This window comes from Rhizobium jaguaris, assembly GCF_003627755.1.
GTDB lineage: Bacteria > Pseudomonadota > Alphaproteobacteria > Rhizobiales > Rhizobiaceae > Rhizobium > Rhizobium jaguaris.
This window is the reverse complement of record NZ_CP032697.1, coordinates 265,990-292,709: the sequence shown is the minus strand read 5'-3', so window position 1 is coordinate 292,709 and position 26,720 is coordinate 265,990. Positions and strand designations below refer to the sequence as shown.

Annotated in this window: 26 protein-coding genes and 3 pseudogenes; 15 read left to right on the top strand and 14 right to left on the bottom strand. The window is 58.7% G+C overall.

The features are described from left to right. Positions 1 to 89 precede the first annotated feature (89 nt). Positions 90 to 1,913, bottom strand: a complete 1,824-nt coding sequence (gene ltrA, locus CCGE525_RS38045) for a group II intron reverse transcriptase/maturase (protein WP_120709402.1) — start codon at positions 1,911 to 1,913, stop codon at positions 90 to 92. An 81-nt stretch (positions 1,914 to 1,994) separates the two neighbouring features. Between ltrA and CCGE525_RS38040 the strand changes: the two genes are divergently transcribed. From CCGE525_RS38040 to CCGE525_RS38025, 4 genes are all read left to right on the top strand, one after another. Further along, entirely contained in the window at positions 1,995 to 2,165 is a 171-nt protein-coding gene (locus CCGE525_RS38040) for a recombinase family protein (RefSeq protein WP_120709401.1), read from the top strand. 214 nt (positions 2,166 to 2,379) lie between these two features. Further along, positions 2,380 to 3,135, top strand: a complete 756-nt coding sequence (locus CCGE525_RS38035) for a DUF4336 domain-containing protein (RefSeq protein ID WP_120709400.1) — start codon at positions 2,380 to 2,382, stop codon at positions 3,133 to 3,135. Continuing rightward, a complete protein-coding gene (locus CCGE525_RS38030; RefSeq protein ID WP_120709399.1) occupies positions 3,062 to 3,544 on the top strand; it encodes an NUDIX hydrolase in 483 nt (160 codons plus the stop codon). The genes CCGE525_RS38035 and CCGE525_RS38030 overlap by 74 nt, the downstream gene beginning before the upstream one ends. 108 nt (positions 3,545 to 3,652) lie before the next feature. After that, positions 3,653 to 4,684 carry an IS110 family RNA-guided transposase gene (locus tag CCGE525_RS38025; RefSeq protein WP_120709398.1) on the top strand — a complete coding sequence of 344 codons (1,032 nt, stop codon included), beginning with the start codon at positions 3,653 to 3,655 and terminating at the stop codon, positions 4,682 to 4,684. 288 nt (positions 4,685 to 4,972) lie between these two features. Here the strand turns inward: CCGE525_RS38025 and CCGE525_RS38020 are convergent. Next, positions 4,973 to 5,764, bottom strand: a pseudogene (locus CCGE525_RS38020) (Tn3 family transposase); the annotation flags it as partial. 18 nt (positions 5,765 to 5,782) lie between these two features. Between CCGE525_RS38020 and CCGE525_RS38015 the strand changes: the two are divergent. Next, positions 5,783 to 7,603 carry a phospholipase D-like domain-containing protein gene (locus CCGE525_RS38015; protein ID WP_120709397.1) on the top strand — a complete coding sequence of 607 codons (1,821 nt, stop codon included), beginning with the start codon at positions 5,783 to 5,785 and terminating at the stop codon, positions 7,601 to 7,603. Further along, positions 7,604 to 9,259 carry a hypothetical protein gene (locus CCGE525_RS38010; RefSeq protein ID WP_120709396.1) on the top strand — a complete coding sequence of 552 codons (1,656 nt, stop codon included), beginning with the start codon at positions 7,604 to 7,606 and terminating at the stop codon, positions 9,257 to 9,259. A 504-nt stretch (positions 9,260 to 9,763) separates the two neighbouring features. Here CCGE525_RS38010 and CCGE525_RS39495 read toward each other — a convergent pair. Continuing rightward, positions 9,764 to 10,009, bottom strand: coding sequence for a hypothetical protein (locus CCGE525_RS39495; RefSeq protein ID WP_245472513.1), 246 nt, complete (start codon positions 10,007 to 10,009; stop codon positions 9,764 to 9,766). On the opposite strand from CCGE525_RS39495, the gene CCGE525_RS39490 reads away from it, so the two are divergent. Then, a complete protein-coding gene (locus tag CCGE525_RS39490) occupies positions 10,008 to 10,472 on the top strand; it encodes a reverse transcriptase domain-containing protein (protein WP_245472511.1) in 465 nt (154 codons plus the stop codon). The genes CCGE525_RS39495 and CCGE525_RS39490 overlap by 2 nt on opposite strands. Positions 10,473 to 10,548: 76 nt before the next feature. Here CCGE525_RS39490 and CCGE525_RS38000 read toward each other — a convergent pair whose 3' ends face one another. Further along, positions 10,549 to 10,800 (bottom strand): hypothetical protein, encoded by a 252-nt coding sequence (locus CCGE525_RS38000; protein WP_162950474.1) that lies wholly within the window; start codon positions 10,798 to 10,800, stop codon positions 10,549 to 10,551. Positions 10,801 to 10,882: 82 nt separating this feature from the next. Then, positions 10,883 to 11,161, bottom strand: a complete 279-nt coding sequence (locus tag CCGE525_RS37995) for a hypothetical protein (protein WP_120709394.1) — start codon at positions 11,159 to 11,161, stop codon at positions 10,883 to 10,885. Positions 11,162 to 11,622: 461 nt separating this feature from the next. Here CCGE525_RS37995 and CCGE525_RS38735 point away from each other — a divergent pair, with 461 nt between their 5' ends. Then, positions 11,623 to 11,967 (top strand): hypothetical protein, encoded by a 345-nt coding sequence (locus tag CCGE525_RS38735; RefSeq protein ID WP_162950447.1) that lies wholly within the window; start codon positions 11,623 to 11,625, stop codon positions 11,965 to 11,967. On the opposite strand, the gene CCGE525_RS39795 is transcribed toward CCGE525_RS38735, so the two are convergent. The 4 genes from CCGE525_RS39795 to CCGE525_RS39480 all read right to left on the bottom strand — a co-directional run bounded on the left by CCGE525_RS39795 (position 11,930) and on the right by CCGE525_RS39480 (position 13,586). Continuing rightward, entirely contained in the window at positions 11,930 to 12,139 is a 210-nt protein-coding gene (locus tag CCGE525_RS39795) for a hypothetical protein (RefSeq protein WP_342637476.1), read from the bottom strand. The two genes, CCGE525_RS38735 and CCGE525_RS39795, sit on opposite strands and share 38 nt — an antisense overlap. Next, on the bottom strand, positions 12,094 to 12,558 hold the full coding sequence (locus tag CCGE525_RS39790) for a GntR family transcriptional regulator (RefSeq protein WP_342637475.1): 465 nt from the start codon (positions 12,556 to 12,558) through the stop codon (positions 12,094 to 12,096). Before CCGE525_RS39790 ends, CCGE525_RS39795 begins: the two co-directional genes overlap by 46 nt. 208 nt (positions 12,559 to 12,766) lie before the next feature. Then, positions 12,767 to 13,108, bottom strand: a complete 342-nt coding sequence (locus tag CCGE525_RS39485; RefSeq protein ID WP_245472508.1) for a proline racemase family protein — start codon at positions 13,106 to 13,108, stop codon at positions 12,767 to 12,769. Positions 13,109 to 13,193: 85 nt separating this feature from the next. Beyond that, a complete protein-coding gene (locus tag CCGE525_RS39480; RefSeq protein WP_245472506.1) occupies positions 13,194 to 13,586 on the bottom strand; it encodes a proline racemase family protein in 393 nt (130 codons plus the stop codon). Between the two features lie 413 nt (positions 13,587 to 13,999). Between CCGE525_RS39480 and CCGE525_RS37980 the strand changes: the two genes are divergently transcribed. Both CCGE525_RS37980 and dapA read left to right on the top strand, forming a co-directional pair. Then, positions 14,000 to 14,815, top strand: coding sequence for an SDR family NAD(P)-dependent oxidoreductase (locus CCGE525_RS37980; protein WP_120709393.1), 816 nt, complete (start codon positions 14,000 to 14,002; stop codon positions 14,813 to 14,815). A 24-nt stretch (positions 14,816 to 14,839) separates the two neighbouring features. Next, positions 14,840 to 15,716 (top strand): annotated as a pseudogene (dapA, locus tag CCGE525_RS37975) (4-hydroxy-tetrahydrodipicolinate synthase). Between the two features lie 55 nt (positions 15,717 to 15,771). On the opposite strand, the gene CCGE525_RS37970 reads toward dapA, so the two are convergent. From CCGE525_RS37970 to CCGE525_RS37955, 5 genes and pseudogenes are all read right to left on the bottom strand, one after another. Then, entirely contained in the window at positions 15,772 to 17,064 is a 1,293-nt protein-coding gene (locus tag CCGE525_RS37970) for a Glu/Leu/Phe/Val family dehydrogenase (RefSeq protein WP_120709452.1), read from the bottom strand. Positions 17,065 to 17,239: 175 nt separating this feature from the next. Then, positions 17,240 to 17,365 (bottom strand): hypothetical protein, encoded by a 126-nt coding sequence (locus CCGE525_RS39785; protein WP_342637474.1) that lies wholly within the window; start codon positions 17,363 to 17,365, stop codon positions 17,240 to 17,242. Continuing rightward, positions 17,362 to 18,360 (bottom strand): tyramine oxidase subunit B, encoded by a 999-nt coding sequence (locus tag CCGE525_RS37965; protein WP_342637473.1) that lies wholly within the window; start codon positions 18,358 to 18,360, stop codon positions 17,362 to 17,364. Before CCGE525_RS37965 ends, CCGE525_RS39785 begins: the two co-directional genes overlap by 4 nt. A 44-nt stretch (positions 18,361 to 18,404) precedes the next feature. Next, positions 18,405 to 19,678, bottom strand: a pseudogene (gene eno, locus CCGE525_RS37960) (phosphopyruvate hydratase). 1 nt (position 19,679) lies between these two features. After that, positions 19,680 to 21,089 (bottom strand): glycerate kinase type-2 family protein, encoded by a 1,410-nt coding sequence (locus tag CCGE525_RS37955; protein ID WP_120709392.1) that lies wholly within the window; start codon positions 21,087 to 21,089, stop codon positions 19,680 to 19,682. A 371-nt stretch (positions 21,090 to 21,460) separates the two neighbouring features. Here CCGE525_RS37955 and CCGE525_RS37950 point away from each other — a divergent pair, with 371 nt between their 5' ends. From CCGE525_RS37950 to CCGE525_RS37930, 5 genes are all read left to right on the top strand, one after another. Further along, complete coding sequence (locus tag CCGE525_RS37950) at positions 21,461 to 22,012, top strand: GntR family transcriptional regulator (protein WP_245472544.1); 552 nt, start codon at positions 21,461 to 21,463, stop codon at positions 22,010 to 22,012. Positions 22,013 to 22,528: 516 nt separating this feature from the next. Next, the gene (locus tag CCGE525_RS37945; protein ID WP_120709390.1) at positions 22,529 to 23,563 is read left to right on the top strand and encodes an amino acid ABC transporter substrate-binding protein; all 1,035 of its coding nucleotides are present in this window, start codon (positions 22,529 to 22,531) and stop codon (positions 23,561 to 23,563) included. Between the two features lie 85 nt (positions 23,564 to 23,648). Continuing rightward, positions 23,649 to 24,785 (top strand): ABC transporter permease subunit, encoded by a 1,137-nt coding sequence (locus tag CCGE525_RS37940; RefSeq protein WP_120709389.1) that lies wholly within the window; start codon positions 23,649 to 23,651, stop codon positions 24,783 to 24,785. A gap of 11 nt (positions 24,786 to 24,796) precedes the next feature. Continuing rightward, a complete protein-coding gene (locus CCGE525_RS37935) occupies positions 24,797 to 25,879 on the top strand; it encodes an amino acid ABC transporter permease (RefSeq protein WP_120709388.1) in 1,083 nt (360 codons plus the stop codon). An 89-nt stretch (positions 25,880 to 25,968) separates the two neighbouring features. After that, positions 25,969 to 26,715 carry an amino acid ABC transporter ATP-binding protein gene (locus CCGE525_RS37930; protein ID WP_120709387.1) on the top strand — a complete coding sequence of 249 codons (747 nt, stop codon included), beginning with the start codon at positions 25,969 to 25,971 and terminating at the stop codon, positions 26,713 to 26,715. The last annotated feature ends 5 nt before the right edge of the window (positions 26,716 to 26,720 follow it).

Below are 26,720 nucleotides of genomic sequence, written 5' to 3'. Positions count from 1 at the left end.
AGGGAAGTCTCTCGGGGACCTGGGGATCAACGGTCCCGGTAGGGACGATGGTTGCCCATCGCCCCCCGGCCAGATCCGTACGTGCGGTACTACCGCATACGGCTCCTATCGGATGTTGTAACGGTAAGCCGAGCATCTGGATGCGGATGCATCAGGCGGCACGGTGGCAGGTATTTGCGAAGCAGCCTTTGGAAACGATCCCAAGGCATGCGGTGTCGCTGGCTTCGACGCATCAATGCGTGTCGCCAGGCTCGACCAACTTCCCAGCGGAACCCTCCCAATCTTCTTAGATTGTCTGGCACCGCATGGTAGTTCAAGTACCCCTGTAACACTTGCCGTAGCCACCGACCTACTACTGCCACCGGTTCATGGCGTCGTCGCATTAGCGTTTCTCGAACGGCCGCCAGCGTCGTGCGCATTCGCTTCTTGATCGTCAGACGGACAATCTTGAAGCCTCCATCATTGCGACGCCTGCCGCAGCAATGCGTGAATCCCAGAAAGTCGAAGGTCTCTGGCTTGCGGATACCACGTTCCCGGCATTGTTGCACAGCATACCGCCCAAAGCGTATCAGCCGCGTCTTTTCCGGGTGCAGTTGCAAGCCAAACTGGGCGAAGCGCTCCCGCAGTTCTTGCAGGAAGCGCTGCGCCTCTCCTTCGTACTGGAACCCAATCACGCTGTCGTCGGCATAACGTACAATGATCACGTCGCCTTTAGCATTTCGAGTACGCCATTGCTGGACCCATAAATCCAATGCGTAATGCAGGTAGATATTCGATAGCACGGGGCTAATTACAGAGCCTTGAGGAGTTCCTCGCGCTGATGCTACGCGGCGGCCATCCTCAATCGTGCCCGCTTTCAGCCATTTGTGGATCAGACGTATCAGACGGCGGTCACCTACTCGATGTGACAGAAAACGGAGCATCCACTCGTGATCGATTTCATCGAAGAACGAGCGAATATCCGCGTCCAGTATCCAGTTGATCTTCCGCTTGTCGATACCAAACCACAAGGCGTCCAGCGCGTCATGCTGGCCCCTTCCTTGCCGGAACCCGTATGAGAAGCCGAGGAAGTCTTGTTCGTAGATCGCGCTCAGAACCGTGGACACGGCCATCTGCACGACCTTTTCTTCCAACGCTGCAATGCCGAGTGGACGGAGTCTTCCGTCATTCTTCGGAATGTAGATCCGTCGGGACGGTTGTGCGCGATAAGCACCGGACTGAATTTCCCGATGTAATTCGTGCACGCGCCCTTCGAGCGTCTTCTCATAGTCGTACCACGTCACGCCGTCCACACCGCTCGCCGCCTGCTTGCGAAGCGCATGGAAGCTCTCCACCAATAGCGTCGGAGTGATGTGGTGCATCAGCGCCGTGAAACGCAACTTCGGGTCCCGTCTGGCGGCTTCCCGTACACCTTCGACACCCATCGAAGCGTGTTTGATCCGGCTCTGTGTCCGGCACGCTGGGGTTTCGAAGACGTTCCCTCCGATTACACCCCTTCCCTCCATTACCTCCGCAAGATCATCTCCCTTGTTCGGCAACTTCCGCGGTACTATGGCTGTATCCGACTTCTCATCAGCGTAGATGGCTGGATTGTGGTCAACGACCTTCCCAGTCCCGTCCAGTCCATTTGCACTGGACACTGATGAGATCTCGCTGCTTCCGTATGAAAGACTTCCCGGCATGCACAGGGTCTTCGACCGCGCGGGATCGGGGCATGGCTTGCGATTGACGCCATGCACCGTGTTGCCTTCCGCTTCGCTTAACAGCGTCGGCATCCCGAATTGATCATTTCGCGGCTCAATGGCCGGCCTGCCGGTTTCCCCTGTCAACGCTTCGACGCACACCTCGCGATGTGCGCCGCATGACTCGGGGTCAGAGTGATTCGCCACTTCTTCTCTGTATTGAACTTTCATCAACTATCTTCCATCGGCTTTGCAGCCGCACTAAGCGCGAATTCCCCCGCACCTTTTGCTCTTGAGTACGCTGAGGCATAGGTGTCGCCCAACGGCCGGTTGTTCTTTTCGATCACTGTCTCCTTCGCTCAGTTCGAGCGCGACGTCATCCAGCAGCGCACGCTCGAAGGTCTGGCGGCGGCTAAAGGGGTGGGCAAGAAGGCGGGCCCTAAGTTCAAGGTGGCCGGCGAGCAACGTATCCGCGTTGCTTGAGCTCGACGAGGAGCCATTGCGCTTCAGCTTCAGGTCGCCAAGTTTGATGTCTATGTCGAGATAAGACCCTACCAAGGCGCATCGCGCAATTGTAGGATTATGCAGGGACCGGAGGGTCTGCGACATAACACAGGCCCCAAATGCCGTTTTCGACCCGTTGTAGACACTGCGCGATCAGAGATACTCCGTTGTAAGAATATCCGGAAGATGAGCCGTGGGTGCCTCTCTTTACGAACCAATCAACGTATATAAGCCGATAGGGCCAGACATTGGGATAGTCGATGGTCCATTCGAGTACCTGACCGTGGGCGGTGTCAGGTTGCCGCTGCCTTTCACTACACGGATGACAATAGTCCGCCTTTCGAATGGTACTCTGTTCCTACACTCGCCGATCAAATTTGATGAGGCGCTCGCAAGCGACCTGCGGCGGAGGGGGACAATCCGTCATCTCGTGTCACCCAACCAGTTTCACTACGCTCATATCGGGGAGTGGTCGAAAGCCTTTCCCGATGCGATCACATGGGCTTCACCGCATGTGCGCCAAAGAGCCCGCGCTCGGCACATCGATATCACATTTGCGCGGGACCTCGATCTCAGTCCGCCCGAGGAATGGCGGCAGGACATCGATCAGACGCTATTTCCCGGTGGATATTTCAAAGAGTTCATCTTCTTCCACAAGACTTCGGAGACACTAATTCTCACAGACACGATCATCAACATCGAGTTGAATAAAATGCCCGAGCCTTGGCGCACGGCGACGAAGCTCAGTGGGATGTACTATCCCCGGGGGCAAATATTCTTTGGCATGCTGCTGCCGCTATTACTGCAGCGGCGAAAGGCTAATGCATCGTTCGCAAAGATCCGCTCTTGGCGACCGAAGCACATTGTGCTCAGTCATGGCCGGTGTATCGAGTCCCGTGGCGACGAAGTCATCACGAGGATATTTGGAAGGCTGGCGTCTCGAATTTAATAATCTCTCGGTCGCGCCGAACGCGGATTTCCGCTCACCACTCGTCGCGGTATTTCGCCTTCGGCATCAGCGGACTTCTGGTTCGCATTGCTCAATACCGACGATCACGCTATCTCGGCCTGATTCTGCAGGGATATCCTCAAATTCAAACTTGGATATCCGTCACAGATCAAATGCCGAGCGATGCGCGGCATCTCCATCCCGCTTCTGCGCGATCTGCTTTCGCAGGGCTGACAGAGGCGAGGTCAAGGTGCTGCTGGTCGCCAGCCGCCGAACCGGCCGATGGGGGCTGCCGAAGGGGCACGTGGAAAGCAGCGAGACATCCAGATCAACCGCCGAGCGCGAGGCGTTCGAAGAGGCCGGCGTAAAGGGGGCGGTCTCACCAGAGGTATTTGGTTCGTTTACCTAGATGCCGGCGCTTCGGAGAATGTAGCCAGGATGGTGGCTGTCCCTCAGAATGACGATGTTGAAACGGGGTCCGAACAAGTCGGCCCCAAACATCAAGCGAGGAACAGCCATGGACTACTATGCCGGAATTGATGTTTCCTTGGAAGCAAGCAGCGTGTGTTTGGTGGATTCTGCGGGCAAGATCATCCGTGAAACGAAGGTGGCGAGCGATCCGGATGCGCTCATCGAACATTTTGCATCGCTGGGCTTTGCTTTGAAGCGGATCGGCCTGGAAGCGGGCCCATTGTCTCAATGGCTGTATGACGGGCTCACGAACGCCGGCTATGATGTTGTTCTACTGGAAACCCGTCACGTGAAGGCTGCCCTGTCGGCGATGATCATCAAGACGGACAGGAAAGATGCACGTGGCATCGCGCAACTGTTGCGAATGGGATGGTATCGTGCCGTTCATTCGAAGTCTCCCGGCTCCCAAGATGTCCGAGCGCTTCTAACCGGTCGCAAACTGCTGCAAGCCAAATTGCGTGACGTGGAGTTGAGCATTCGGGGCATTTTGCGTGGCTATGGTCTGAAGGTCGGCGAGGTGAGCCGCGGGCGATTTGAAGGGCGGATATTGGAGCTCGTCGAGGGACATCCCGTGCTGGAGACCGTCATCGGCGCTATGTTGCAGGCCCGTCATGCGCTTTGGACCGAGTTCACCAAAATACATCGCGAGATGCTGAAGATCGTCCGCCAGGATCGGGTCTGCCAAAGACTGATGACCACGCCTGGCGTTGGCGCCCTCGTGGCCATCACCTATCGTTCGGCAGTGGACGATCCTGGTCGGTTTGCAAAGTCCCAAACCGTCGGAGCCTACTTCGGATTGACGCCGAAGAAATACCAATCCGGCGAAACGGATCTGGACGGTGGCATCAGCCGGGTCGGTGACACAATGGTGCGGACCGCTCTTTACGAAGCGGCCCACATCATTCTGACCCGTGCCACCAAATTCTCCACGCTGAAGCGGTGGGCAGTCGACGTGGCAAAGCGGCGTGGCATGAAACGGGCGAAAGTTGCGCTTGCCCGCAAGCTTGCGACTGTCGTTCATCGTCTGTGGGTGAATGAGACCGAGTTTCGTTGGGGCAAGGAAGCCTCGGCGGCATAAACAGAAAGCATCGAGACGAAGCAATTGTAAATTCGTCTCAATGAGGTCCCGTCACCGGGACGAGAGCCTGGCAAGGTCGTAAGTAGTGCTGTGATGCCTTGGTAATCACGCCGCCTAGATTGACCTGCCGGTTCTGATCTTATGGCATGGTGTGGCAGTCTTCGTGCTGACCACGGACAGAAGCATGATCCTGGGTGACGTGATTTTGACGACGAGGGACTTGACGAACAAAGGGTCAGAACAAGAACTGCTCAAAATCATACGGTAGACGTGAACGAATAATGAACTTCAGGCTGCTTGAGCTATTGCCGTCGAAGTTCGCAGCAGTCTGAAGCCGCTGTCGGCGAAGTTTGGCGGTTCGTCCCACGTATAGATACCTGTCAAATTGATGTGTTCCCAGCTCAACGGCGAAACGTGCTTAAGCAAGTCACTGGAAATGATGCGGCGTTTCTGACGCAGGTACTGCACCGCTCGGCTGAGGTAGACGGTGTTCCAGTGGACGATTGCGCTGACGACGAGGTTGAGGCCGGAAGCGCGAAACGCCTGACTTTCAAACGAGCGGTCATGAACTTCGCCGCGCTCGTGAAAAAAGACAGCGCGCTTGAGCTTGTGCGCAGCCTCCCCCTTGTTCAATCCCGCTTGACAACGTCGCCGCAAGGCCGGGTTTGAATACCATTCGATCATGAACAGCGACCGCTCAAGGCGGCCAAGTTCTCGCAGTGCCTTTGCGAGCTGGCTTGGATTGGGTGAGGCTGCTAGTTTCTTCAGGATTGCGGAGGGAGCAACCGCTTTCATTTTAATCGAAGCGGCCAAATGCAAGAGCTCATCCCAATGGGCGAGAATCAGATCGCTGTTGATTGGTGTTCCAATATGGCTCTCCAGCCATGGGTAGACATCCGGTTTCTCAAACGTATGGAATTTCCGGTCGTTAAGATTGCGGAGTCGAGGCGAGAACCGTTTGTCGAGCAGGGCGAACAGCGCGAAGATGTGGTCGCTGGCACCACCGGTATCGGTGAAATGCTCTTTGATGTCGAGAGCCGTCTCGTGATCGAATAGGCCGTCGAGTACAACCGGGCGCTCGCACCACAGATCGTCGAGATGGCAACGGAGCTCGGTGGCGCGAAGGCGCTGACCGTTCTGTCACCTTATTTCGGCGGCCCGAAAGCGGTTGTCGATCTCGCGCGAGACCTCGGCTGCAAGACGGTCAATGTGTTCGTTCCGCCGAAAGTGCCGTTCTGGTTCGACTTCGATACGGCCAAGACCCTCGGCCTGGCGGCGCAGCCCGTCACCAACCAGCTGTTTTCGGGCGAGAAGCTGTTGCACGCCAAGGCCTTCGATATCGAATGCGCCAGAGGGCGCCTGACGATAGCCGGGAGCGCCAACGCGACGGTCAACGGACTGGGGCTTGGCAGCGTCGAAGTGGTCGTCGCACGCGTATCAGACGGTGCGCCATGGCTCGGCTGGAGCCGAGCGGGTTATCCCAAGGGCCTCGTCGGGGAAGGTGGGCAGGAGCCGCACCATACCGCGTGTCCATGCCTGATCGCGCGTCTGGATGGCGGCGGGGTCAACGGCCGCGTCCTCGACGTCGTCGATCCGGAAGGATGCTGGAATGCCTCGCTTTATGCTCCCGGTCGGTTCGAGTCGATCGGGACGGTCGAACTCGCGGTTGACGGACGATTCATGATCGAGCGCCGGAGGGTCGATGCGGCCGTCTCGTCCTTGCAGCTGGTGCTGGCGCGCGGCGAAGAGACCGTTCGCGGCTGGCTGGTGATGACGGACATCATTGCAGCAGTCCGCGAGCGCGGCGCAATTGCCGAAGCCATGGCGCGTGCGGCCGGTGGGGCCGAGAACCCGCGCGACAACGATATCATTGCAGGCTTTTTCACCAAGCATCCCGAGGCCTTCTTGGCGGGCGACGAACCGATCGCGTCCGGGAGCAATTCTCCCAAGGCCGACAAGGAGGAAACCTCGCACCTGGTCCCGGCGGGCGAGCTCGGGATTGGCGATGCCTTGAAGCCCGAAAACGATCGCGCTGCGTCAGGCACGGGTCAGTCGGCGTTCCAGAAACTTATCGCGCGCTTCCGCCAGAGGATCACGGATACTCCGCGGCGGGGGCAGGGGCACGGGCATGAGAGTGATGCCGGTGACGGCGGCGATGACGGACGCGGTGAGAGTGTCTGGTCGAATGCGGACCTGCTGGCCGGCGCGATCGGCTCTTTCATGCGCAAGATCGATGAGTCTCCGGACGGGCGGACGAAAAGAGAAAACATCCTGTCGGTGCTCGATTTCATTCTCTACGGCGCCGACAATGTCGAGGAACCCGAGCAGTTCCTGAAGACCCACCTGCCGGTCTGGCGAAACCTTGCAAGGCGCGCCGGACCAGCGCAGGCCGGCCTCGACACGCTCGACCGATGCTATGCCGTCGCGACCGTGGCTCCTGGCCTTCGCGAGCCGAAAAAGAGCGCCGAGATCCACAAGGCGCTGGAGATCTGGTTTCGAGGCGCATTGACCAAAGATCACCGCGATCTTCTCGAAATGCCGCCAACTGGTCATCGTGAAGGCCAGCTCGCGCCAGACGTCCGCGCCAGAGACTGGAAGCTTGCCGTCACCGGGACTCTTGCCGCGCCGACATCATGGCAGCGCAATCGAGCCCTGATCGCCGCGCTTGACGGGGAAGGGCCAATGCCCGATCTTTCGGCTGCCGCAAGTGGCGAGGAGATCGCTGCCCTCGGCAGGATCGGCCAAGGCATCCGGCGGCGGGATACAGTCGTCGTTCGCAGTGACTGGAAGCATTGCCCATCCTGCCACATGAAGCTTGCCGCGGTCGAAGCGGGTCGCCTGCGCAGGGGTGGGATCGCCAGCTGCCAGGGGCTGAAGTGCACCGCGATCATCGTCGACATCCAGCCGGAGGAAACCTGATTGAACCAGCTGCTCCAGGAGACCGACCTCGATTTTGCGACGGCGCCGGGCGCGCGGCTGGTCACCAGGCTTGCCCTGAAGGACGGCGGCGTGGATCCGCTTGGCCTGCGCCAGATCAACCTGGACCTGATGGATCGGGCGATCCCGGGGATCAACAACACGACCGTGTTCATCCGTCCCTACGCCTTCATGGCCTGGGCCTGGTGGAAGACCAACGACCTCCTGTCGAACGGCGGGATGAAGGATATCGACTCCGCGGCGGCGAAGGATTTCGTCATGCGCCTGGAGGTCATCTACGCCTGGTCGCACATGCTGGCCGGCGGACGCGACCTGCCTGGAATGGCGGTGTTGAGGAGCTGCATGCCGATGGAGGGTGGAGGCCCCTTCACCTTCAAGGGCGCGAATTGGGAAACCGTCAAGAAGAAGCGACAGGCCTCCACGTCAATCATGGACGCGATCCAGTACGGCCCCTCCATCAAAGCGCTCGGGTTTCTCGAGCAGACGTCCGTCATCGGCGTTTTCCGGCCGACCGAACAGGTCATGCCTGCCGTCAGGGCGATCGATTCGATCGTGTCCAGGTCTGCCATGCGGCACATGGTCGATCCCGCTTTAAGGACCTTCCGCCCCGAGGAAGTGCAGCGCCTGAACGACGATCTTCCTCCGTCGGAGCCGTCGAACGAGGAACGAGAGGTCTTTCGTAGGCTGTTCGAGCCGAGGCGGGAAACGGGCAGGACGGATTTTACCAGGCGCAATGACACGCTGGCGCTTGTCCTTGAAGCCATCGAAGCGACACCGGACGGACTGACGGTGCCGGAGCTACGGGCCGTGCTTGCTTCTGGCGTGTTACCCGGCGGACGCGCCCTGGTTCGCACCGGCTCGAACGATACCGGCCTGCAGGCGACATGGCTGTTAATGGCTTCCCTGCAGGTGCGCCAGTTGCAGCGCCTGGCGCTGGAAAGCATGCTCGTCTGGATCGAGGTGATGATCAAAACCAACGGCGGATCGGCATCGACCGATGCGCTCGTTGCAATGGCGCTGCGCCAAGCCGAGGATTTCGATAAGGACTTGGCCGGCCCGACCGTCGGCGATCTGCTCACTGCGCTGTCGCAGCGTTGTAAGGCCCACGGCTGGCCCGCCGCAGCCGCTAAGGGCGACACGGATCTGGTCGCATTGAGTGAAAAGCTGACCGTTGCGCAACGCGGGGGTCCTGGCAGCTATGAGACCATTCCAGGTCTGGCCCTATCTGCTCTTGGCTACGTACAGGCAATGTATTCGGCGCTAAAGCGAGAAGGTGCCGACGATGGCAGGCTCGGCGAACTGGGAGGGCGATCGGATCGCTTCCCGATATCGCTCCAGCACAGGCGGCTCCTGTCCCTGGCGGAAGCGACGGTCGAAACCCTCTGGCGCGAACTAATCGAGACCTGGGTGATCGGGCAGCATGTCCGATGGTCGGTGGCGAGAAACGGTGATGGCACGCAGCGCCTGCGGCTTGCGCTCGGCGACAGCGGGTGGCTCAGGATCCACAAAAGGTTGAGCGGTCCCTTCGGGCCGACGCCCGACCGCCTGCTGTCCGCCCTGTCCCTCGCCGCCCAGGGCGGCATGATCGTTCGCGACGATACGGACGTGGAGACACGGTTCATGGCGGGCGGTAATTAATCGGAGACCGCACGCCGGATGCTTAGCCAGTGGCATCCACCTCGATTTTGCCGTGATCTTCTCTGCAACCTCTGCGGATATCTCCGAATAGAGATCGACGTCCGGCCTTCGGTGGTGATCGAACTCGCCAGCGCCAGCAAAAATCTTATCGTTCAGAGGTTGTGCCCCTTGCAACTCTTTGAAGGCAAACGTATATCCAGGGCGATTTCAGCAATAGGCTGTAGCTCACGGCTCTACGGAAAGTTCGACCTTCGGGTTGTCCTCATGTACGAGCTTCGGGAATATACTATTGTTCTCTCAGTTGACGATCCATGGTTAAACATGGGTTGCAGTTTGCTGAAGTCTCGCAATGGAGGATTTGCCGATGAAGAAGATTCATAAGCATCTCGACCTTGCTGTAGCTGTCTTGACGATATTGTACTCCACCTGGAGATCATCAATTGCGCTCGATATCTACAGCAAGGTTGTCAACTATGCCCTTAGCGTTCGAAACTTCCTTTATTCTTACAAAAAGAACGGCAAGCCGGTTATGCGCCTAACCCCTTCGGGGAAAAACTTGGCGCTGAACTGAAGCGCAAGGTGAACAAGGCCTACAAATTCGACAGCTTTGTCTACCATTTCAAAGACGGGTCGCACGTTCTTGCGCTGCATCGCCACCGCAACAACCAGTTTTTCTGCCGCATCGACATTTCGAAATTCTTCTACAGCATCCAGCGCAATCGCGTTAAACGCGCGCTGAAGGACATCCATGTCCAGCGGCCAGAATATTTATGCGAAGTGGTCCACGGTCAAAAATCCCTACGGGGCAGGGTATGTGCTTCCGTATGGATTCGTCCAGTCTCCCATCCTGGCGACGCTCGTTCTCGCGAAATCCGCGATAGGCATCTACCTCCGCGGCCTACCGGCGACGATAACGGTATCCGTCTATATGGACGACATATGCCTTTCGGGTAACGGCGAGGCGGACCTGCAGACGGCCTTCGAGGGTCTCATCGCCGCCGTCGCTGAGGCAGGGTTCACCCTCAACGACGAAAGACGCGCCCCCCCGGCACCGCAGATCGACATCTTCAATTGCATTCTGGCCAACGGCAAAACCGAGGTTTGCAGGATCGCATTGACGAATTTTTTCTCTGAGGAACACTCTGATGCCAGCGAGGAGGGGTTCAAGACCTACTGCGACATTGTGGAGTCGAAGACGTGCCACTGGTCATAAGAAAAGCGGCGCACCGCATATTTCCGTTCGCTCCCGAAGCCCGCGCCGGTCGCCCCCGCAGCCTCTGCGCCATCGACTACTTGAACCGCGCGGTAGTTGAGCCGGTTATCATCCCGAGCGCGAATCCAACGATAGTCGTGATGGTCTTCTCGATGAATGCGCGCTGCGACTTGTCTTTACAGAAGGCATAGATGCCGGTGAAGGCAACGAGCACGAAGGCAACCAAAGCTAAGAGAATGTAGACGATCGTGTTGTCGGATTGACCGCCAGTGTCGCCGGTCGCGCTTTTGGCGTAGGCTGAGGAGATGACATTCCACGAGACGCTCATGGTATCGCGCTGCTCGATGAATGGCGAATTCGCGATCGACGCATTTGCAGCCTGAGCTCTTCCTGCATCGCCGTTGCTAACTTCACCGCTTCCGATTGTTGGCAACCAAATCCTTCAGGCGCATAAGCTTGCTATTCGAGTTGTTCAGGGCCGTCGAGATTCGCTGGTAGTCCCCTTCTGACACCTGCCAGACCTTCACGACGTCCTCCGGATAAAGGCGATTCCAGAGCTTCAGCGCCGATGTGCTTATACCAGCTAGGAGCAGGCTGATGAGCACAGAGGAAAGGAGCACCCTGAATAGATCGTAGACCCGGCTGCTCGGCGTTTCCGGTTCGGACTTGTCAGGCTCTTCAGTGCTCATGGTGTGACCCCTCTTTGCAACCTGAGTGCACGAATTCGGCGTTCGGTGGAAGGCAGGCGCCGAATGTTGCACGATTAAATTTGCTACTTTTGGGCACTTGGGCACGCTTCTCATGTAACTAATGCAATTTTAGCGGAACGCTGCGTGGTGCCACACAGCGCCATTTGGCTGAGCCTTATGGGTAGTGTGCGGCGTCCGGTTGCCGGCTAAGGGCCGCATCTGACACATCAGGATTTCGGTCGGGAAATAGTGACTTATGCACACAGCCGTTGAAGTTATTGTCTTTCCACGATTTCGGTGTGGAGCGGTCGATGGTTCGAATTGGTTCAAGGCGAAGAACCTGCCGGCGGTTTGGAAGCGTCTGACGAGACGGCTTGCGGCCAGCTTAACGGTGTTCCGGACTCAGCCTCTTCGAGGGGCCGACGAACTATGCCGACGCGCGCGCACCTGCACGCACAGCTTTGCCGACCGAGGTCAGCCGTCTGCGCGAGATCGTCTCGGAGTTTCGTCTTGAGCGCTCTGACGATGTGTCCTCTCAGCCAGATCAGATGGCACATCACGCCGCGGATGGTCGGCGTCAACCTTCACTGGCGATGTCGGTAGATATGGTTTCCTCGAGAGAGGCGGAGGTCACCGATCTGTCAGCATCTCCGGGTTTGCAGTTCGAACCCCATCAATTGCAAAATAAGAGCTACTCGGTCCGCATCAAAGACTGCGTCAGGAAGCTGCAATTTTCATCACTCGATCTAAATGCCCAGTCGCACGAAGCTACGCTGACCGAAGGGCGTCACGGACATTATTTGTGAGAAACTGAATGAAACGGCCCTTGAACTGCATTGCATGGTCGTGTGCGATGCGTTCGGCCGCTTCCGTATCTCGGGTGCGTATGGCCGCGATCATTTCATGATGATCCGCGCCAAGCTTGTTGGCGTTCATTTCGGGGTCCAGTCTGTGAAACTCGAAATGGAAATGGAGCATGCGCCTGCCTTCGTTGAGGACGCGGCTATAGAAATCTCCAGATAGCGGTTCTTGCCCGCGCGCGCGATTCTCATATGAAACTCATAGTTTGACTCGATCATCGGAATGGAGCTGCCGCTCTCGAAGCTCAGGCGTGTCTGCTCCTCATACCGGCCCTGGGCCTCGATGATGTCTTCAAGATCCTGTTCCGTGCGCAAAAGCGCTGCCGATTTTGTCGTTGCCCTTTGATAGAGATCCAGCGCCTCTAGGAATTCTGGCAGGGTTTCAAAATTAAGCGGCGCGACAACCGTGCTGCGGTTGGGAAGGATGCTTACCAAACCCTCGCTGGACAAACGGACAAGCGCTTCACGGATCGGCGATCGGGACAGCTTGAAACGCTCGCTCAGGCGAATCTCGTCCAGGGGCGATCCCGGCGCCAAATCACTTGCAGAATGTCTTTGCGCAGTTGCGCGAACACGCGGGCGCTGCCCGTTTCCTTGTCGCTGCTGGGCGCAGTTTTATATTCTTGGCGCATGAATGGTCCTTTCTCGCGCCGCAAACTGGCTGGGATTTGCCAGAGATTCAATAGCGACTGCACACGCCCCGAATCTCGCATATGCTTTCAACGGGGCGCAGACGCTGTTGCAATCAGGTAAGATAGCCCGTCGCATATGGCTCCAAATCGTCAATGACATGAGTCGAGGCACCCGTGATATAGGCACAACCTTCGACGCTTGGAATAACTGCGGGAATGCCGGCATTCAGCGTTACATGGCGCTCGACCCGTCCCTTGAATGTCGAGCCTATCAGGCTTTCATGGGTAAAGACGTCGCCGATCTGCTGCTCTCCGCGAGCGGCGCGGAGTGCCACGCGCGCGGACGTGCCGGTGCCGCAGGGCGAGCGATCAATGATTTTGGGTGTGGCAATCACGACCGCACGCGCGTCGGCCCCGTTGGTTGGCGCGCCGCACCACTTTCGTGTGATGTGCACCTCTTATGCTTGGATTATCAGGATGGATGATCTCGATAACGCTCGCAGCAGCTTGACCAGAACCTGCGCCATCCGCCGAAGCTCTTCAGTGTGTAATCTGCACAATCGCGGAAATTCGGCTGGCTCTCGACGATGGGATAGAAATTTCCGCCATAGGCGATGTCGAAGACGATGGGTCCGAGATCGGGATGGTCCAACTCGACACCTTCGGCAAAGACGAAAGAGGCGACGTTGCTGAATCGAACGCCGGTGACTTGTCGCCGGTCTTTTCGTATTTGGCCTCGACGACACCTGCCGGCGTGTCGAGCCGGACGAGCCCCGGCGTCGCCGGTTCTATCAGTCCCTTTTCAATGATGAAGGTCACGAGCCCGATCGTGGCGTGGCCGCACATCGGCAGGCAGCCCGACGTTTCAAGATAGAGCACGCCGGTATCGCAATCCTCCCGTGTCGAGGGCACCAGCATTGCGCCCGACATCATTTCATGGCCTCGGGCTCGCACATCAGCCCGCTGCGAATCCAGTCATGACGTGCGATGAAGTCCAGTCTTCGCTCGCTCTGCGTTTCGCCGATAAGATCTGGTTGCCCGGAACTATCAGGCGCACGGGCATGCCGGCGGTGTGGCCTTCAATGGAATCGAATATGTAGCGGGTCATGGTGATCACTTCATTGAGGAGGCTTGAAAAGTGCCGTTTCGGAGGTTGTTGAAGACATACGTTGCAGATTGTCGGGCAATGTCGACATACTACTTATTCTCGCTCTACCAAGTTCCTTTTGAAACGTCGATTGACATTTCAATGTTGTCGACATTAGATCGACGGCTGATGCTACAATTAATCGATGGATCAGGAGCCGGCAGATGGATGAAAATACAACGCCCGTGCGCCACTCGCGGTGGTTACGGGCGGGGCAAGCGGGATTGGCGAGGCAACGGTGCGGAAATTTGCCGCGGTTTGCTGGCGGACGATTATCGCTGACATCAACGCCGAGCGCGGCGAGAAAATCGCGGCCGAACTCAGGTCCGGGAACTGCGAGACACGCTTCGTTTATCTCGACGTTTCGGATGAAGCGGCTATCGAAAAATTTGCAGAAACCGTCTTCTCGCAAGATGGCGCCGAGGCGCTGATTAACTCGGGCGGCATCCTACAGAATGCGACGCGGCTAACGGCCATGCGGATCGAGGACTTCGACAGGATCCTCGACATCAATCTTCGCGGGAGCGTTTTGACCGGCAAAGCCTTTGGAAAGAGAATGGCGGAGGCCGGCAGCGGTTCGATCATCAACATGTGTTCGCTGACGACCTTCCAGGCGCATCCGCAGCCAGCATATGCCATGAGCAAGGCTGCGCTCAAAACCTTGACCGAAGTGATGGCGGCCGAACTGGGGCCGCAAGGCGTGCGGGTGAATGCCGTGGCACCCGGTTATACCCTGACCCCGGCGATGCGGGAGCGCATCGAAAAAGGTGAGCGCGATCCATCCAAGGTCGTCTCCAAATCCGCACTTCGTAGATTTGTCGAGCCGAGTGAAATCGGTGAAGCGATTTACTTCCTATGTTCCGCCGCCGCCGCCGCCATCACCGGGATTGTGCTGCCTGTCGATTGCGGTTGGCTGGTTTACACGGCCTACAGCAGCGCGGCGCCGCCCAGCCGCAGTAGGAAAGCCGTGGTCCTGTCGCATCGCGACCCGACAGGTCGAAAATTCGTTGACTAAATTCTTGCCAATTGGATCCCCGCGATGAAACTCACCGGCGTCATGCCCGCTCTCGTCACCCCCTTCGACCAAAACAAGAAGGTCGACTTCAAGTCCTTTGAAAAGCTCATGGGACCTGCGCGAGGCGGGGGTGACCGGCTGGGTGCCGAACGGCTCGACGGGTGAATATTTCAGCCAGACGACCGAGGAACGGCGCGACGTGCTGCAGTTCGTGAAGGACTTCGCCAAGCCTGGCGAGATCCTGATCGCCGGCACGAACGCCCCGGCGACACGCGAGGTCATCGAGCAAACCGAGATGGCCAGGAAGATCGGCTATGACACGATCCTGCTCGCACCGCCCTTCTACGCACGCCCGACACAGGAAGAACTGATCAGGCACTATGAAGCGGTGCTTGCGGCGGTTGACGTCAACCTCGTGCTTTACAGCTACCCGGCGAAGGACGGCTCCGACATCAGCTTCGAACTGATGGACCATTTCGCCGACAATCCGCGCGTCATCGGCATCAAGGAGAGCTCGGGCGTGCTGCAACGGGCGATCGATATCGCCAGCCGCTACGAAGGCAAGATCCAGCTGGTCAGCGGCTCCGACGACATCGCGCTCGACTTCATGTTCTGGGGTGCCGAAAGCTGGATCTGCGGTCCGTCGAACTGCATGGCCAAGGCCTGCTGCGATCTGGACCGAACCTACAAGTCGGGCGATATCGCCAAGGCGCGCCAGATGATGAAGACCCTCTATCGCGCGATGAACATCCTCGAGTCCGGAAAATTCGTCCAGAAGATCAAGTATGGTTGCGAGCTGCAGGGCCTCCCCGTCGGTGAATGCCGGGCGCCGCTTGGCTCGCTTACCGATACGGAGAAGGTCGAGTTCAAGGCCGCCATGCAGCCGATCCTCAACTGGTAGGATTGGATAGATAAAGCGAAGGGCGGCCATTGGGCCGCCTCTTGTTGCGTGGATTTCAGGGATAAAGGCCCCTGCGCTGGCGGGCAGCAAGAACCCTCTGGCAGGCAATGATGAAAGCGGCGGTTCGAAGAGACACGCCGCGATCATCGGCGAGTGTCCAGATCGCATCGAAGGCGCCGATCATGATCTGCTCGAGCCGGGCGTTGATCTCTTCTTCCGTCCAGAAGAAGGACGAGAAGTCCTGTACCCATTCGAAATAGGATACGGTCACGCCGCCCGCATTGGCGAGAACATCAGGCACGACAATAATGCCGCGGTCACGCAGCACATCGTCGGCTCCAGGTGTCGTAGGGCCATTCGCGCCTTCAACGACAATGCGTGTCGGAAGCGTCGCCGCGCGACGGGCGTCGATCTGGCCTTCCATCGCCGCAGGGATGACGAAGTCCGTTGCTATCTGCCAGAACTCCTCGTTCGACGCGGTTTTGTCTGGGGCGTAGCCCGCAAGCCGGCTATGCTGTTCGGTGTAGGCCAGCGCCTTAGTGACATCGATTCCGGCTTCGTCGATGATCGTGGCGGAATCATCCTGGAGGGCGACGATCTTCGCGCCGGCCGCCTGGAACATCGCGGCAGCCGTGCCGCCGACATTGCCGAAGCCTTGAACCGCGACCCGTGAGGCTTCGATCGGAATGCCGGAGCGGCGTGCGGTTTCGCGCGCGGTGATGAAGACCCCGCGGCCGGTCGCTTCCCGGCGACCAAGGGAACCGCCGAGCGATAGCGGTTTTCCCGTGACGACGCCGGTCGTGGTTCCGCCGACATTCATGGAATAGGTGTCCATCATCCAGGCCATGGTCTGTTCATTGGTGCCGACATCGGGCGCGGGAATGTCTCGGTTCGGTCCGATGAAGTTGCCGATTTCAGACGTGTAGCGGCGCGTGACACGTTGCAATTCGTCTATGGAATGGTGTCTGGGATCGATCCTGACGCCCCCTTTCGCCCCGCCGTATGGCAGATTCAGTGCGGCATTCTTGATCGTCATCCAGCCGGCAAGCCCCATGACTTCATTGAGGGTGACATCAGGGTGAAACCGCACCCCGCCTTTGCCGGGGCCGCGCGAAAGCGTATGTTGGACGCGATAGCCTTCATAGTGCGCGATCGTGCCGTCGTCGCGCACGATCGGCACGTCGACAATCATCGTCCGCTTTGGTCGCTTGAGCGTGTCCGACCAGCGTGCGAGATCGCCGAGATGGGGCGTCACCCTGTCGATTTGTTCGAGAAAATTGGCCCACGGCTGCGTCGCGTCCGGGCTTATGTAAGAAAGCCCGGCTCTGTCGCGCACTATAACATTCATCTGATGTCCTCGGATCGGATAGGGGAAACCGGGTTCGGAAGAAACCCGATGCAAAGGCAGGCTTACCGGCGACGCGGAGTTGCTACCGTCGCCGGCAAACGCGAAAAGCGCAGTACGCAACCCCATGGATGCAACGGCCGGAGCGGCGCTCCGGCCGGCGAGAGCTTCCAGTCGCTCAGGCCTGGCTGGGTTGCTCCCAGAGGTTCAGCGACTGGCCGATGCCGTTCTTGAGCGCGGTCTGGTAACATTCGTAGCCCCAGCTGATGTCGAAGACAGCCATGCCGCAGGCGATGAAGATCACGCGATCCTTGGCGTTTCGCGTCCAGGCTTCTTGCCGTTAACCACGTCCCCGAGCCCAGTCGACTCGTGAAGCGGCGGCAGCTTTCCGGCATCGATCAACCGGAAGAAGGGGCCGCCGATGACGCCCCCGTAATAGGCGTCCTTGTTTCCGGACGCGGCCGCGTCCTCGACGTAAGCTTCCTGCAGCGAGGTGTGGTCGTAGACGATCTTGGCGTCGGTGAGGAAGCTTTCCTCGGTATTGAAAGGACCGGAAACCAGGATAGTGGCGCCCTCCTTGATCCAGTCATCGTTGAAGAACAGCGGCTTGAGACGAGAGGCGGCGACGGTGACGACATCGGCGCCGCGGAAGCCGGCCTCGGCATCGTCGACGCCGACGGCTTCGACCTGATAGGTCTCCTTGACCCAGGCTGCGAATTCATTGGCCTTGTCGAGGAAAATGTCGAAGCAGACGACCTTCTCGACCGCCTTGAGTTGCGTCATGATCGCCGAGAAGCAGGCCTTGTTGATCGGACCGCAGCCGATCACGGAGACGACCTTCGAATCCGGATTGGCAAGATGTTTGGCCGCCACGCCCGGCACGCCGCCGGTGCGCGCAGCACTCAGAAGATTAGCGGACATGAGAGCGAGCGGCGCCCCGGTGTCCTTGTCGTTCAACATCATCGTCAGCACCGAACGCGGCAATCCCTTTGACGCATTGGCGTGGTTGGAGCCGTACCACTTGTTGCCGCAGACGTCGAAGCGTCCGCCGAGATATCCCGGCATGGCGGCGAAACGGCGGTCCGGACCGGCAACCGGCATGTTCGGAAACTTCGTTTCCTTCGGGAAGACGATGTTCAGGCCGTGGCTGTTGTGGGTGGCACCGCCCATCAGATAGTCGCCTTCACCGAGCAGGCTGAAGGTTTCCTCGCAGACGGTGACGCAGCGCGCGGCATCGAGAACGCCGGCTTCGATCATGTCGGGTTCGGACAGATAGAGAAAATCGATGCGGGGATACATGGCTTGGCCTTTCCGGATGAGTGTTGAAGTTCGGAATTGTGCAATCAGAAGCGAAGGAGGGGCTTGATGTCGTAGAGCCGGCAGCCGGGGCTGCGGGCGTTGGCGCGCATCAGGAAATTGAGTTTTTCGATGCGCTCGCCGGAGCGCGGCGCGCCGTTCTTCTGGAACGGAACCTGCAGCCCGACGGAAAAGTCCATCACGACATCGTCCACCACGCCGCCCGAGCGGCCGGACGGCACGGCGATCATCCCGTGCTCGGACGCAAACCGATAGGCGTCCATCGCTTCGGTGACGGTGCCCACCTGGTTGGGCTTCAGGACGAAGCCGTCGACGGCATGTTCCTCATGGGCGCGGCGCAGCAGAGGCAGGCTCGTGACGGTGAGGTCGTCGCCGAGGATGATCGTTCTCGGGAGCTCCAACACCGCCTTGCGGTAGCCATCCCAGTCGTTTCATCGAGCAGGTCTTCGATGAAGACGAAGTCGAAAGTTTCGGTGAGCTTGCGGACATAGGCGATCAGCGCGCTGGACGTGACGCGTTCGCCTTTCAGGAGATAGGTTTTGGTGGCCGCGTCATACATCTCGCTCGAAGCGCAATCGAGCGCGAAGGAAATCTTGCCGCGATAGCCGCATTCGTCGATCGCCCGGCGCATCATGGAGAGGACGACGGCCGGATCGTCCGAAGGTGCGGCATAGCCGTAGGAACTGGCTACCTGCGGCTTGTGGCCGAGATAGGCGGTGAGCACGGAGCCGAGGTGGTTGAACACCGCCACCGCCATTTCGACCGCCTCATCGATGCTGTCCGTCCCGTGCGGGACGATCAGGAACTCGTTGAAGGACTGGGTGAAATTCTCGTACTTGCCGCCATTGATCACGTTGAAGCAAGGCACCGGCACGGTACGGATGTCGCCACCGGCAATGTGATTGTAAAGGGGAATGCTGCGCGAGGCGGCCGCTGCCCGGAACGCGGCGATCGACGCCGAATAGATGGTATTGCCGCCAAGATTGCGCTTGTCGGGCGTGCCGTCGAGCGCGATCATCTTCTCATCGATGGCCCGCTGGTCGAACACATTCATGCCAATAAGCGCGGGGGCGATGATGTTGACGGCCTTGCCCACCGCCTTGTGGACGCTCAGGCCCTTGTAGCTTGCCGGGTTGCCGTCGCGCAGCACAAAGGCTTCATACATGCCGACGGACGTGCCTGTCGGTGCAGCGCCAAGGCCGATGGCTCCGCTTTCGGTGCGAATTTCCACCTCGACGGCGGGGCGGCACTTGCAGTCGATGATCTGCTGGGCGCGAAGAGAGATGATCTTGTCTTGCATGTCAGGCACCCCGCGCGAGTTCAGGGACGTACATGATGGTCAGATCGCAGAGATTGGTGCCGGTATTGCCGGTAAAGATGGCGGAGGATACTGAATCGAGCGCCTCGAAGCAGCTGTGATCCCGCAGCGCCTGATAGAGATTGATGCCCTTGGCGGCGGCGGTTTTTGCGGTGGACGAGTCGGTGATGCCGCCGGCCACGCGCGTCGTCCCGTCGGTTCCTTCGGTGTCGACGGACAGCAGGCAGGCGCCTGAAGTTTTCGCTGCCGTGATGGCAAAGCTGATCGCCATTTCCTGGCCCGGCCCGCCATGGCCGCGAATGATACTGTTGTCTTCGATCAGCGTCGTGACCTCGCCGGAACTCAAGAGCACGCAAGGCGCCTTGATCGGATTGCCATAGGTCTGAATTTCGCGCGCCATCGAGGCGAGGAAGGTGCCGGCGTCGCGCGCCTCGCCCTCGAGAAAGGATGAGACGATCATCGCCGGAATGCCCATCTCGGCGCAGATTTCCTTGGCGTAGATGCAGGAATCCGGCAGCGTGTTGAGCAGGAAATAGGTGTTGTCAGGAAAGGCTTTCGGGGTTTCCGCCTCGGGACCGGCATTCATCAGATAGTCGACCACCGTTTTCGGCAGGCGTGTGGCGACGTTGCGGTTGATGATTGTCGCGCGCGCATCGTCGAGCGTCGTCGCATCCGGGCCGATTGGTGTGCTCTTATAGGCGGCGTGGGGCTGCGCAACGTCACCGGTGGCGGGATTGCCGACCGCATCGCTGATGCCGAAGCCGATCAGCTCCGCCCCGACATCTTGAATCCGTTTCGCCAACATGCCGCCGTTGAGTGCGGAAATGTGCCGCCGGACGGCATTGATCTCATAGATCCCGGCGCCCGACTTCAACAGGACATCGGTTGTGTCGATCTCGTCCTGGAGGCTGATCCCGTCGATCGGGCAGGACATGAGCGCCGAGCTGCCACCGCTGATGACGCAGATGAACAGGTCGTCCGGCCCCGCTTGGTCGATGATTTCGATGATCTTTCTCGAGGCCTTGTGGCCTTCCTCATTGGGAAGCGGGTGGCCGCCGACGAAGACTTCGGTCCTGTCGAACCGGTCCGTCTCCTCAAGCACTTTGACGATGGCGATGCCCTTGGTCAGGTGTTCGCCGAGCACGTGATCCACGGCCATGGCCATGTGATTGCAGGCCTTTCCTGCGCCGAAGAGATAGACATTGCGCTTCTTCGACAGGTCCCAGGAGCGGGTGCCGATATGCAGCACGCTGCCCTCCATGCGCATGATGCCGCGCATGCGCCGGTAGCTATCCAACCGGTCCAGCGTCCGGTCGGCGATCTCAAGCACGATCTGCCGGGACGATCGATCGCCTCCGGACAGGATCTCATCTCCGTTACGTATCTTTTTCATCTGGACACTCGATTGCTGCATCGCGGTCCGGCACGAGCAAAGGGCGCAACATGTCGCCCGCTCGGCAGGCAGCCCCGGGGTTAAACTCGTGGTGAATTTCAATTCCGGCGGCATCTGAGGCCGCCAGCAGAGACAATATACGCAGTTGGGCTATTGTCGACAATAGCCCTTTGGGATATTTTTTACTCGATCTTCTTGTTCCGGATCGGTCTAAGACGATAAACAAGCTGAAGCGCAGCCGAAGAGGCCTCACGATGGATCGGACCAAGCTTCCTAAAATTGAAAAAATGCCTGCGGATGTGCGGGCGCTGGGCGTTTTGCGGAGCCAGATCGTCGACGGCGCGATTCCCGCAGGATCCCGTTTGACTGAGGTGCAGATTTCAGACGAGATGGGGCTTTCGCGCGCCACAGTCCGCACCGCCCTTCATCAGTTGGCGCAAGAAGGCCTAGTCAGTCTGGTGCCTTATACGGGGTGGACAGTCGTCAAGCTGTCCCGGCAGGATATCTGGGAGCTTTATACACTGCGTGGCGCCGTCGAGCGCCTGGCGGCCGGGCTGACGGCAGCCAATGCCGAGCCGGCCCGGATCGCCGACGTTCGGGAAGCCTTCCATGCGCTGGAAACTGCATGCGAGCGCAAAAATCCAGATGAAATCGCCGAGGCGGATTTCGGGTTTCACAAGGCGGTGGTCGACGCCTCCGGTCATTCCCGGTTGTGCTCGCAATACGGGCTCATCGAACACCAGATCAGAGTCTACATCCGCTCGAGCGACGCACTGATCGCCGATCCTATGGACATCCTGGATCAGCATCGGCCAATCCTTGAGGCAATCCTATCGCGGAATTCCGCCTTGGCCGGTGAACTCTCCGAAGAACACAATCTTCGGGAAGGGGAGAAGCTCACCGCTTCAGTGCCTCAAACCTAAGTTTCTATCTCACACAGCTTTCATATCACGAGAGCCGTGACTCCCAGAGCCGTGCGCTATCACTTGACACATATATGACAAGTGATATAGTATCAGCATGACGGTGAGACGGGCAGAAACGCCCGCCGTAGGACGTTTTGAATGCGATCAGAATTTGATCGGGACGGCCACACGGGGCAAAAATTACTGCTTGACATTGTCGACATTAGAACGACTAATAATAAAGTCGACATTAGAACGACAAAGATTGGCTCAGCCAACTTCGGGAACTGCGCGTGTGACGCCAAAGGTGGGATCTAACGTAGCCTCTTCACAAAGAGTGCCGGCTGCTATCGGCTGGCTTTCTCGCTCAGAGTGCGGGCGGATACCTAGATGCGCTGATGGTAGGTCTCGGTTCACGCTTGATTGCGCCAGGAGCTTAATGATGGGCGGGAGAGGTACGGGGCTCCAGAGAGATCGGGACTGATGCCTGCCGCAGAGACGAAGTGATCCAAAACCAACAGAGGATGGAATGTGATGAAAAATGCCTTGAAGCTTGCAATAGCGCTTCTTTCACTTTCGGCTGCAGTGCCGCACGCTGCCATGGCCGCCCCGGGGGATACGCTCAAGGCCGTCCAGGCACGTGGCGCCCTCAATTGCACGTCAAGCGACGGCAATTTCGAAGGTTTCGCGGAAGTTGACGCAAAGGGCAATTGGCACGGCCTCGACATCGATTATTGCCGCGCTGTCGCGACTGCCATTTTTGGTAATGACGACAAGCTGAAGCTGATCCCGATCAGCTGGGCGCAGCGCTTCCCGTCGCTGCAGTCAGGCGAAATTGATCTGGTCATCAAGGCCAGCGGCTGGCTGTTCAGCCGTGATACCGAACTCGGCCTGCAATTTTCCATGCCCTATTTCATCGGCGTCACCCAGTTCATGGCGCATAAGGACCTGAACGCCAAGTCACTCGCCGATCTCGCCGGCGGCACTGTCTGCCTCGCTGGCGGCACCTCGACCGAGAAGCTGGTCAGCGATTACATCAAGGAGAAGAAGTACGACATCAAGGTCGTGACCTTCGAAAAGACCAATGAAGCTACCGCTGCCTATTTCGCCAATCGCTGCGATTCCTTTGCCGAGTGGGGCCCGATCGTTGCAGCAAATCGGGCGACTTCGGCTGACCCGGACAACCACGTCATCCTGACAGACGCGCTGTCACTGGAGGGTGAATCGATCATCACACGCCAGGGCGACGACAACTGGGTCGACATTGCCAACTGGGTGATTTTCGTACAGCGCATTGCCGAGGAAAATGGCGTGACTTCAAAGAACATCGACGAGATGAAGGCCAACCCGCCGAACACCGTTGTTGGCAAGCTGCTTGGCGCAACGCCCGGCATCGGCACGCGCCTCGGTCTCAAGGACGACTGGGCTTACAACGTCATCAAGAAGCTCGGCAACTCCGAGGAAATGTACAACCGCAACTTCGGAACCGAGTCTCGCTACAAGCTGCCACGCGGCCTGAACTCGCTATGGAACAAGGGTGGCGTCTTCTACGCGCCGGTCCTCGACTAAAAACCGCCATCCTCCGCCGGGCTCTGTTCCGGCGGAGGTTCATTTCATTTCATGCCTCCTTGCGAGGCAAGGTGGACATGGGCCCATGACTTTCTCGTTCGGAAACCGCAAGCAGCGCGATATCCTGTTGCAGGCTGTCTTCATCACCATCATCCTGGTAACGCTGGTCATCGCCGTGATGACGACGCGACGGAACCTCGAAATCCAGGGCTTGAGCGTCGGATGGAACTTCCTGAACTATGCCACGGGCTCTTCCATCGTCTTTACCTTGATCGACTACGACCTTGATTCCAGCTTTGCTCGCGCGCTCCTGGTCGGCTTCATCAACACGCTTTTTCTTGGCACGATCTCGGTTTCGCTGGCGGTGCTGCTTGGCACGGTCATCGGAACGGCGCGGCTCTCGAGCCACAAGCTGCTCAAGTCCATCGCGACTGTCTATGTCCAGATATTCCGCAACATTCCGCTGATTCTCCAGGCCTTCTTCTGGTATGCGATCTTCGTGAACCTGCCCTCGCCGCGCCAAGCCATCGCCGTACCGGGCAGCGTCTTCATCTCCAATCGCGGCATCTTTTTCCCGGTGCTCAACATCGGGGCCTGGTACCTTCTGGCAGCGATCGTAGTCTTTATCGTCAGCACGATCGTCTCCGTTACCGTCGCACGCCGCACTGGCCGGGGGTCGTCGCTTGGCGGTATTCTCCTCTCGCTGGTGATTGCCTGCGCCATCGGCTATGCCGGGCGCTTGGCCGACACGCCGCTCTTTGACATGCCGCAGCCGAAAGGGCTTCGCTTTCTTGGCGGCGGCACGATGACGCCGGAGCTCGGAACCGCAATCGTTGCCATCGCGCTTTTTGGTGCATCCTATGTCGCCGAGATTGTCCGCGCCGGCTTTCTCTCCATCCCGGCCGGATTGATTGAGGCCGCCCATGCGCTGGGCCTCAGCAACTGGCATATTTTCTGGCGCATCCGCCTGCCGCTGATGATACGGCGGATCCTGCCGACGATGACCAATCAGATCATCTGGCTGATGAAGGCCACCACTATAGGCCTTGCCATCGGGTTTCCGGACTATTTCTTCGTGGTCGCCAATTCCATCAATCATTCAGGCCAGACGATCTCGCTGATCTTCCTGCTGATCATCGGCTTCTGGGTGATCAACATGAGCATCTCGTTCACTATGAATGCCATCAACCGGGCGCTTGCCCTGCCGGGACATAAGAAATGAGAGCGGAGACAATGACGGCCACTACCGACATTCAGGCGCCTGCGTTGACCGGCAACCTCATGGACAGCCTAAAGCGCGACTATTTTTCCTCGGTCGGACGCACGATCCTCACCGTGATATGCCTGGCGTTGATCCTCTATGCGGTGCAGTTTCTCGCGACCTGGGGGCTGATCAATGCTGTCTGGTTCGGTACGCCAGAGGATTGCCACAAGGCGGCCGGCGCCTGTTGGGCCGTCATCACCGACCGCTATCGCCTGATCTTCTTCGGCCTTTATCCCTACGAGGAACAGTGGCGCTCGGCGCTTGCCTGCCTCGCCATTCTCGCGACAGTCATTTTGTCCTGCATGCCTTTTTTCTGGTCGGCAAAACGCCTGCCGACCCTCTGGGCCGTTGGCTACGGCCTGTTCTATCTACTCATGAAAGGCGGCTTCTGGGGCATGCCGACGGTGCTGGAGACACAGTGGGGCGGTCTTGCGCTCACGGTCTTTGTCTTCTCGTCCACCGTTGTCATCGGCATGCCCCTCGCTATCGTGCTTGCGCTGCTGCGCCGATCCAGGCTGCCGGTCGTCTCAACGCTCACCGCGCTCTTCATCGACGGCATCCGCTCGCTGCCGCTTCTAGCCATCCTGTTCACCGCTGCGATCATCCTGCCGCTCACGCTGCCGGACTTTCTGGTGGGCGACAAGCTCTACCGTGTGATCCTCGGTGCTGCCTTGTTCTTTGCCGTCTACCAAGCCGAAATCATCCGCAGCGGTATCCAGTCCCTGCCAGCCGGGCAGGAAGAGGCAGCGACCGCGCTTGGCCTCAATTACTGGCAGACTGTGACGCGCATCATCCTGCCGCAAGCCTTCCGCTTTGCATTGCCGCCGACCATCAATCAGGTTGTGATCGCCTTCATGGAAACCGCGCTGATCGTCATTCTGGGTTTCTTCGAGATCACGGCGTCGGGCAACGCGGCGTTCTCTACCGGCGGGTGGAAAACCTTTCATATCGAGGTCTATGGCTTCGTCGCCATGATCTACTTCGTCTTCACCTTCTCGCTGTCGATGTATGGCAGCTATCTGGAACGGTCGATGAAGCTGAGTGGGCATTAGCCCAACGGCGACCATGCGCCGGGTCCTGGTCCGGCGCGACGGAAATTTGAGCGCGTTCAGCGCGACAGCAGGATATCGGAGCAAAACGCATGACCGCAAATGCCCTGGCCATCGAAGTCAACAGTTTGGTCAAATATTATGGCGCCCATCAGGTGCTTCATGACGTCAGCCTGACCGTCAAACCGGGCGAAAAGATCGTCGTTTGCGGCCCATCTGGATCCGGCAAATCGACCCTGATCCGCTGCCTCAACAAGCTTGAGGATCACCAGCGCGGCAAGATCCGCGTGCTCGGTACGGAGCTCAACGACGAGATCGAAAATATCAATGAAATCCGCCGTGAGGTCGGAATGGTGTTCCAGCATTTCAATCTCTTCCCGCATCTTTCTGTCTTAGAGAACTGCGTCTTAGCGCCGATGCTGGTCCGCAAGATCGATCGCAAGACTGCCGAAGAACAGGCAATGACCTATCTGGAACGAGTCAAAATTCCGCAGAAGGCTCACAATTTCCCGGGACAGCTGTCTGGCGGCCAGCAGCAACGTGTGGCGATCGCACGCGCGCTCTGCATGAAACCCGAGATCATGCTCTTTGACGAGCCGACTTCCGCCCTGGATCCCGAAATGATTTCGGAAGTGCTCGACGTCATGATCGAACTCGCACAGGGCGGTATGACCATGGTCTGCGTGACCCACGAAATGGGTTTTGCCCGAAAGGTCGCCGACCGGGTGATCTTCATGGATCAGGGGAGGATTGTAGAGGATGCGCCGCCAGCGGATTTCTTCGACAACCCCCAGCATGAGCGGTCGAAGCTGTTCCTTAGCCAGGTTCTTGGACACTGAAAGGA

Excerpts from the sequence above, each read along its gene's own strand:
- CCGE525_RS39490 (WP_245472511.1), top strand. The coding sequence starts at position 10,008 with ATGTCCAGCGGCCAGAATATTTATGCGAAGTGGTCCACGGTCAAAAAT.
- CCGE525_RS38015 (WP_120709397.1), top strand. The coding sequence starts at position 5,783 with ATGGCAACGGAGCTCGGTGGCGCGAAGGCGCTGACCGTTCTGTCACCT.
- CCGE525_RS37930 (WP_120709387.1), top strand. The coding sequence starts at position 25,969 with ATGACCGCAAATGCCCTGGCCATCGAAGTCAACAGTTTGGTCAAATAT.
- CCGE525_RS38000 (WP_162950474.1), bottom strand. The coding sequence starts at position 10,800 with ATGAGCGTCTCGTGGAATGTCATCTCCTCAGCCTACGCCAAAAGCGCG.
- CCGE525_RS37940 (WP_120709389.1), top strand. The coding sequence starts at position 23,649 with ATGACTTTCTCGTTCGGAAACCGCAAGCAGCGCGATATCCTGTTGCAG.
- ltrA (WP_120709402.1), bottom strand. The coding sequence starts at position 1,913 with ATGAAAGTTCAATACAGAGAAGAAGTGGCGAATCACTCTGACCCCGAG.
- CCGE525_RS37945 (WP_120709390.1), top strand. The coding sequence starts at position 22,529 with ATGAAAAATGCCTTGAAGCTTGCAATAGCGCTTCTTTCACTTTCGGCT.
- CCGE525_RS39480 (WP_245472506.1), bottom strand. The coding sequence starts at position 13,586 with ATGATGTCGGGCGCAATGCTGGTGCCCTCGACACGGGAGGATTGCGAT.
- CCGE525_RS37935 (WP_120709388.1), top strand. The coding sequence starts at position 24,797 with ATGACGGCCACTACCGACATTCAGGCGCCTGCGTTGACCGGCAACCTC.
- CCGE525_RS39795 (WP_342637476.1), bottom strand. The coding sequence starts at position 12,139 with ATGCTCCATTTCCATTTCGAGTTTCACAGACTGGACCCCGAAATGAAC.
- CCGE525_RS39495 (WP_245472513.1), bottom strand. The coding sequence starts at position 10,009 with ATGGATGTCCTTCAGCGCGCGTTTAACGCGATTGCGCTGGATGCTGTA.
- CCGE525_RS37965 (WP_342637473.1), bottom strand. The coding sequence starts at position 18,360 with ATGTATCCCCGCATCGATTTTCTCTATCTGTCCGAACCCGACATGATC.
- CCGE525_RS37955 (WP_120709392.1), bottom strand. The coding sequence starts at position 21,089 with ATGAAAAAGATACGTAACGGAGATGAGATCCTGTCCGGAGGCGATCGA.
- CCGE525_RS38025 (WP_120709398.1), top strand. The coding sequence starts at position 3,653 with ATGGACTACTATGCCGGAATTGATGTTTCCTTGGAAGCAAGCAGCGTG.
- CCGE525_RS38030 (WP_120709399.1), top strand. The coding sequence starts at position 3,062 with ATGGCCGGTGTATCGAGTCCCGTGGCGACGAAGTCATCACGAGGATAT.
- CCGE525_RS37970 (WP_120709452.1), bottom strand. The coding sequence starts at position 17,064 with ATGAATGTTATAGTGCGCGACAGAGCCGGGCTTTCTTACATAAGCCCG.
- CCGE525_RS37995 (WP_120709394.1), bottom strand. The coding sequence starts at position 11,161 with ATGAGCACTGAAGAGCCTGACAAGTCCGAACCGGAAACGCCGAGCAGC.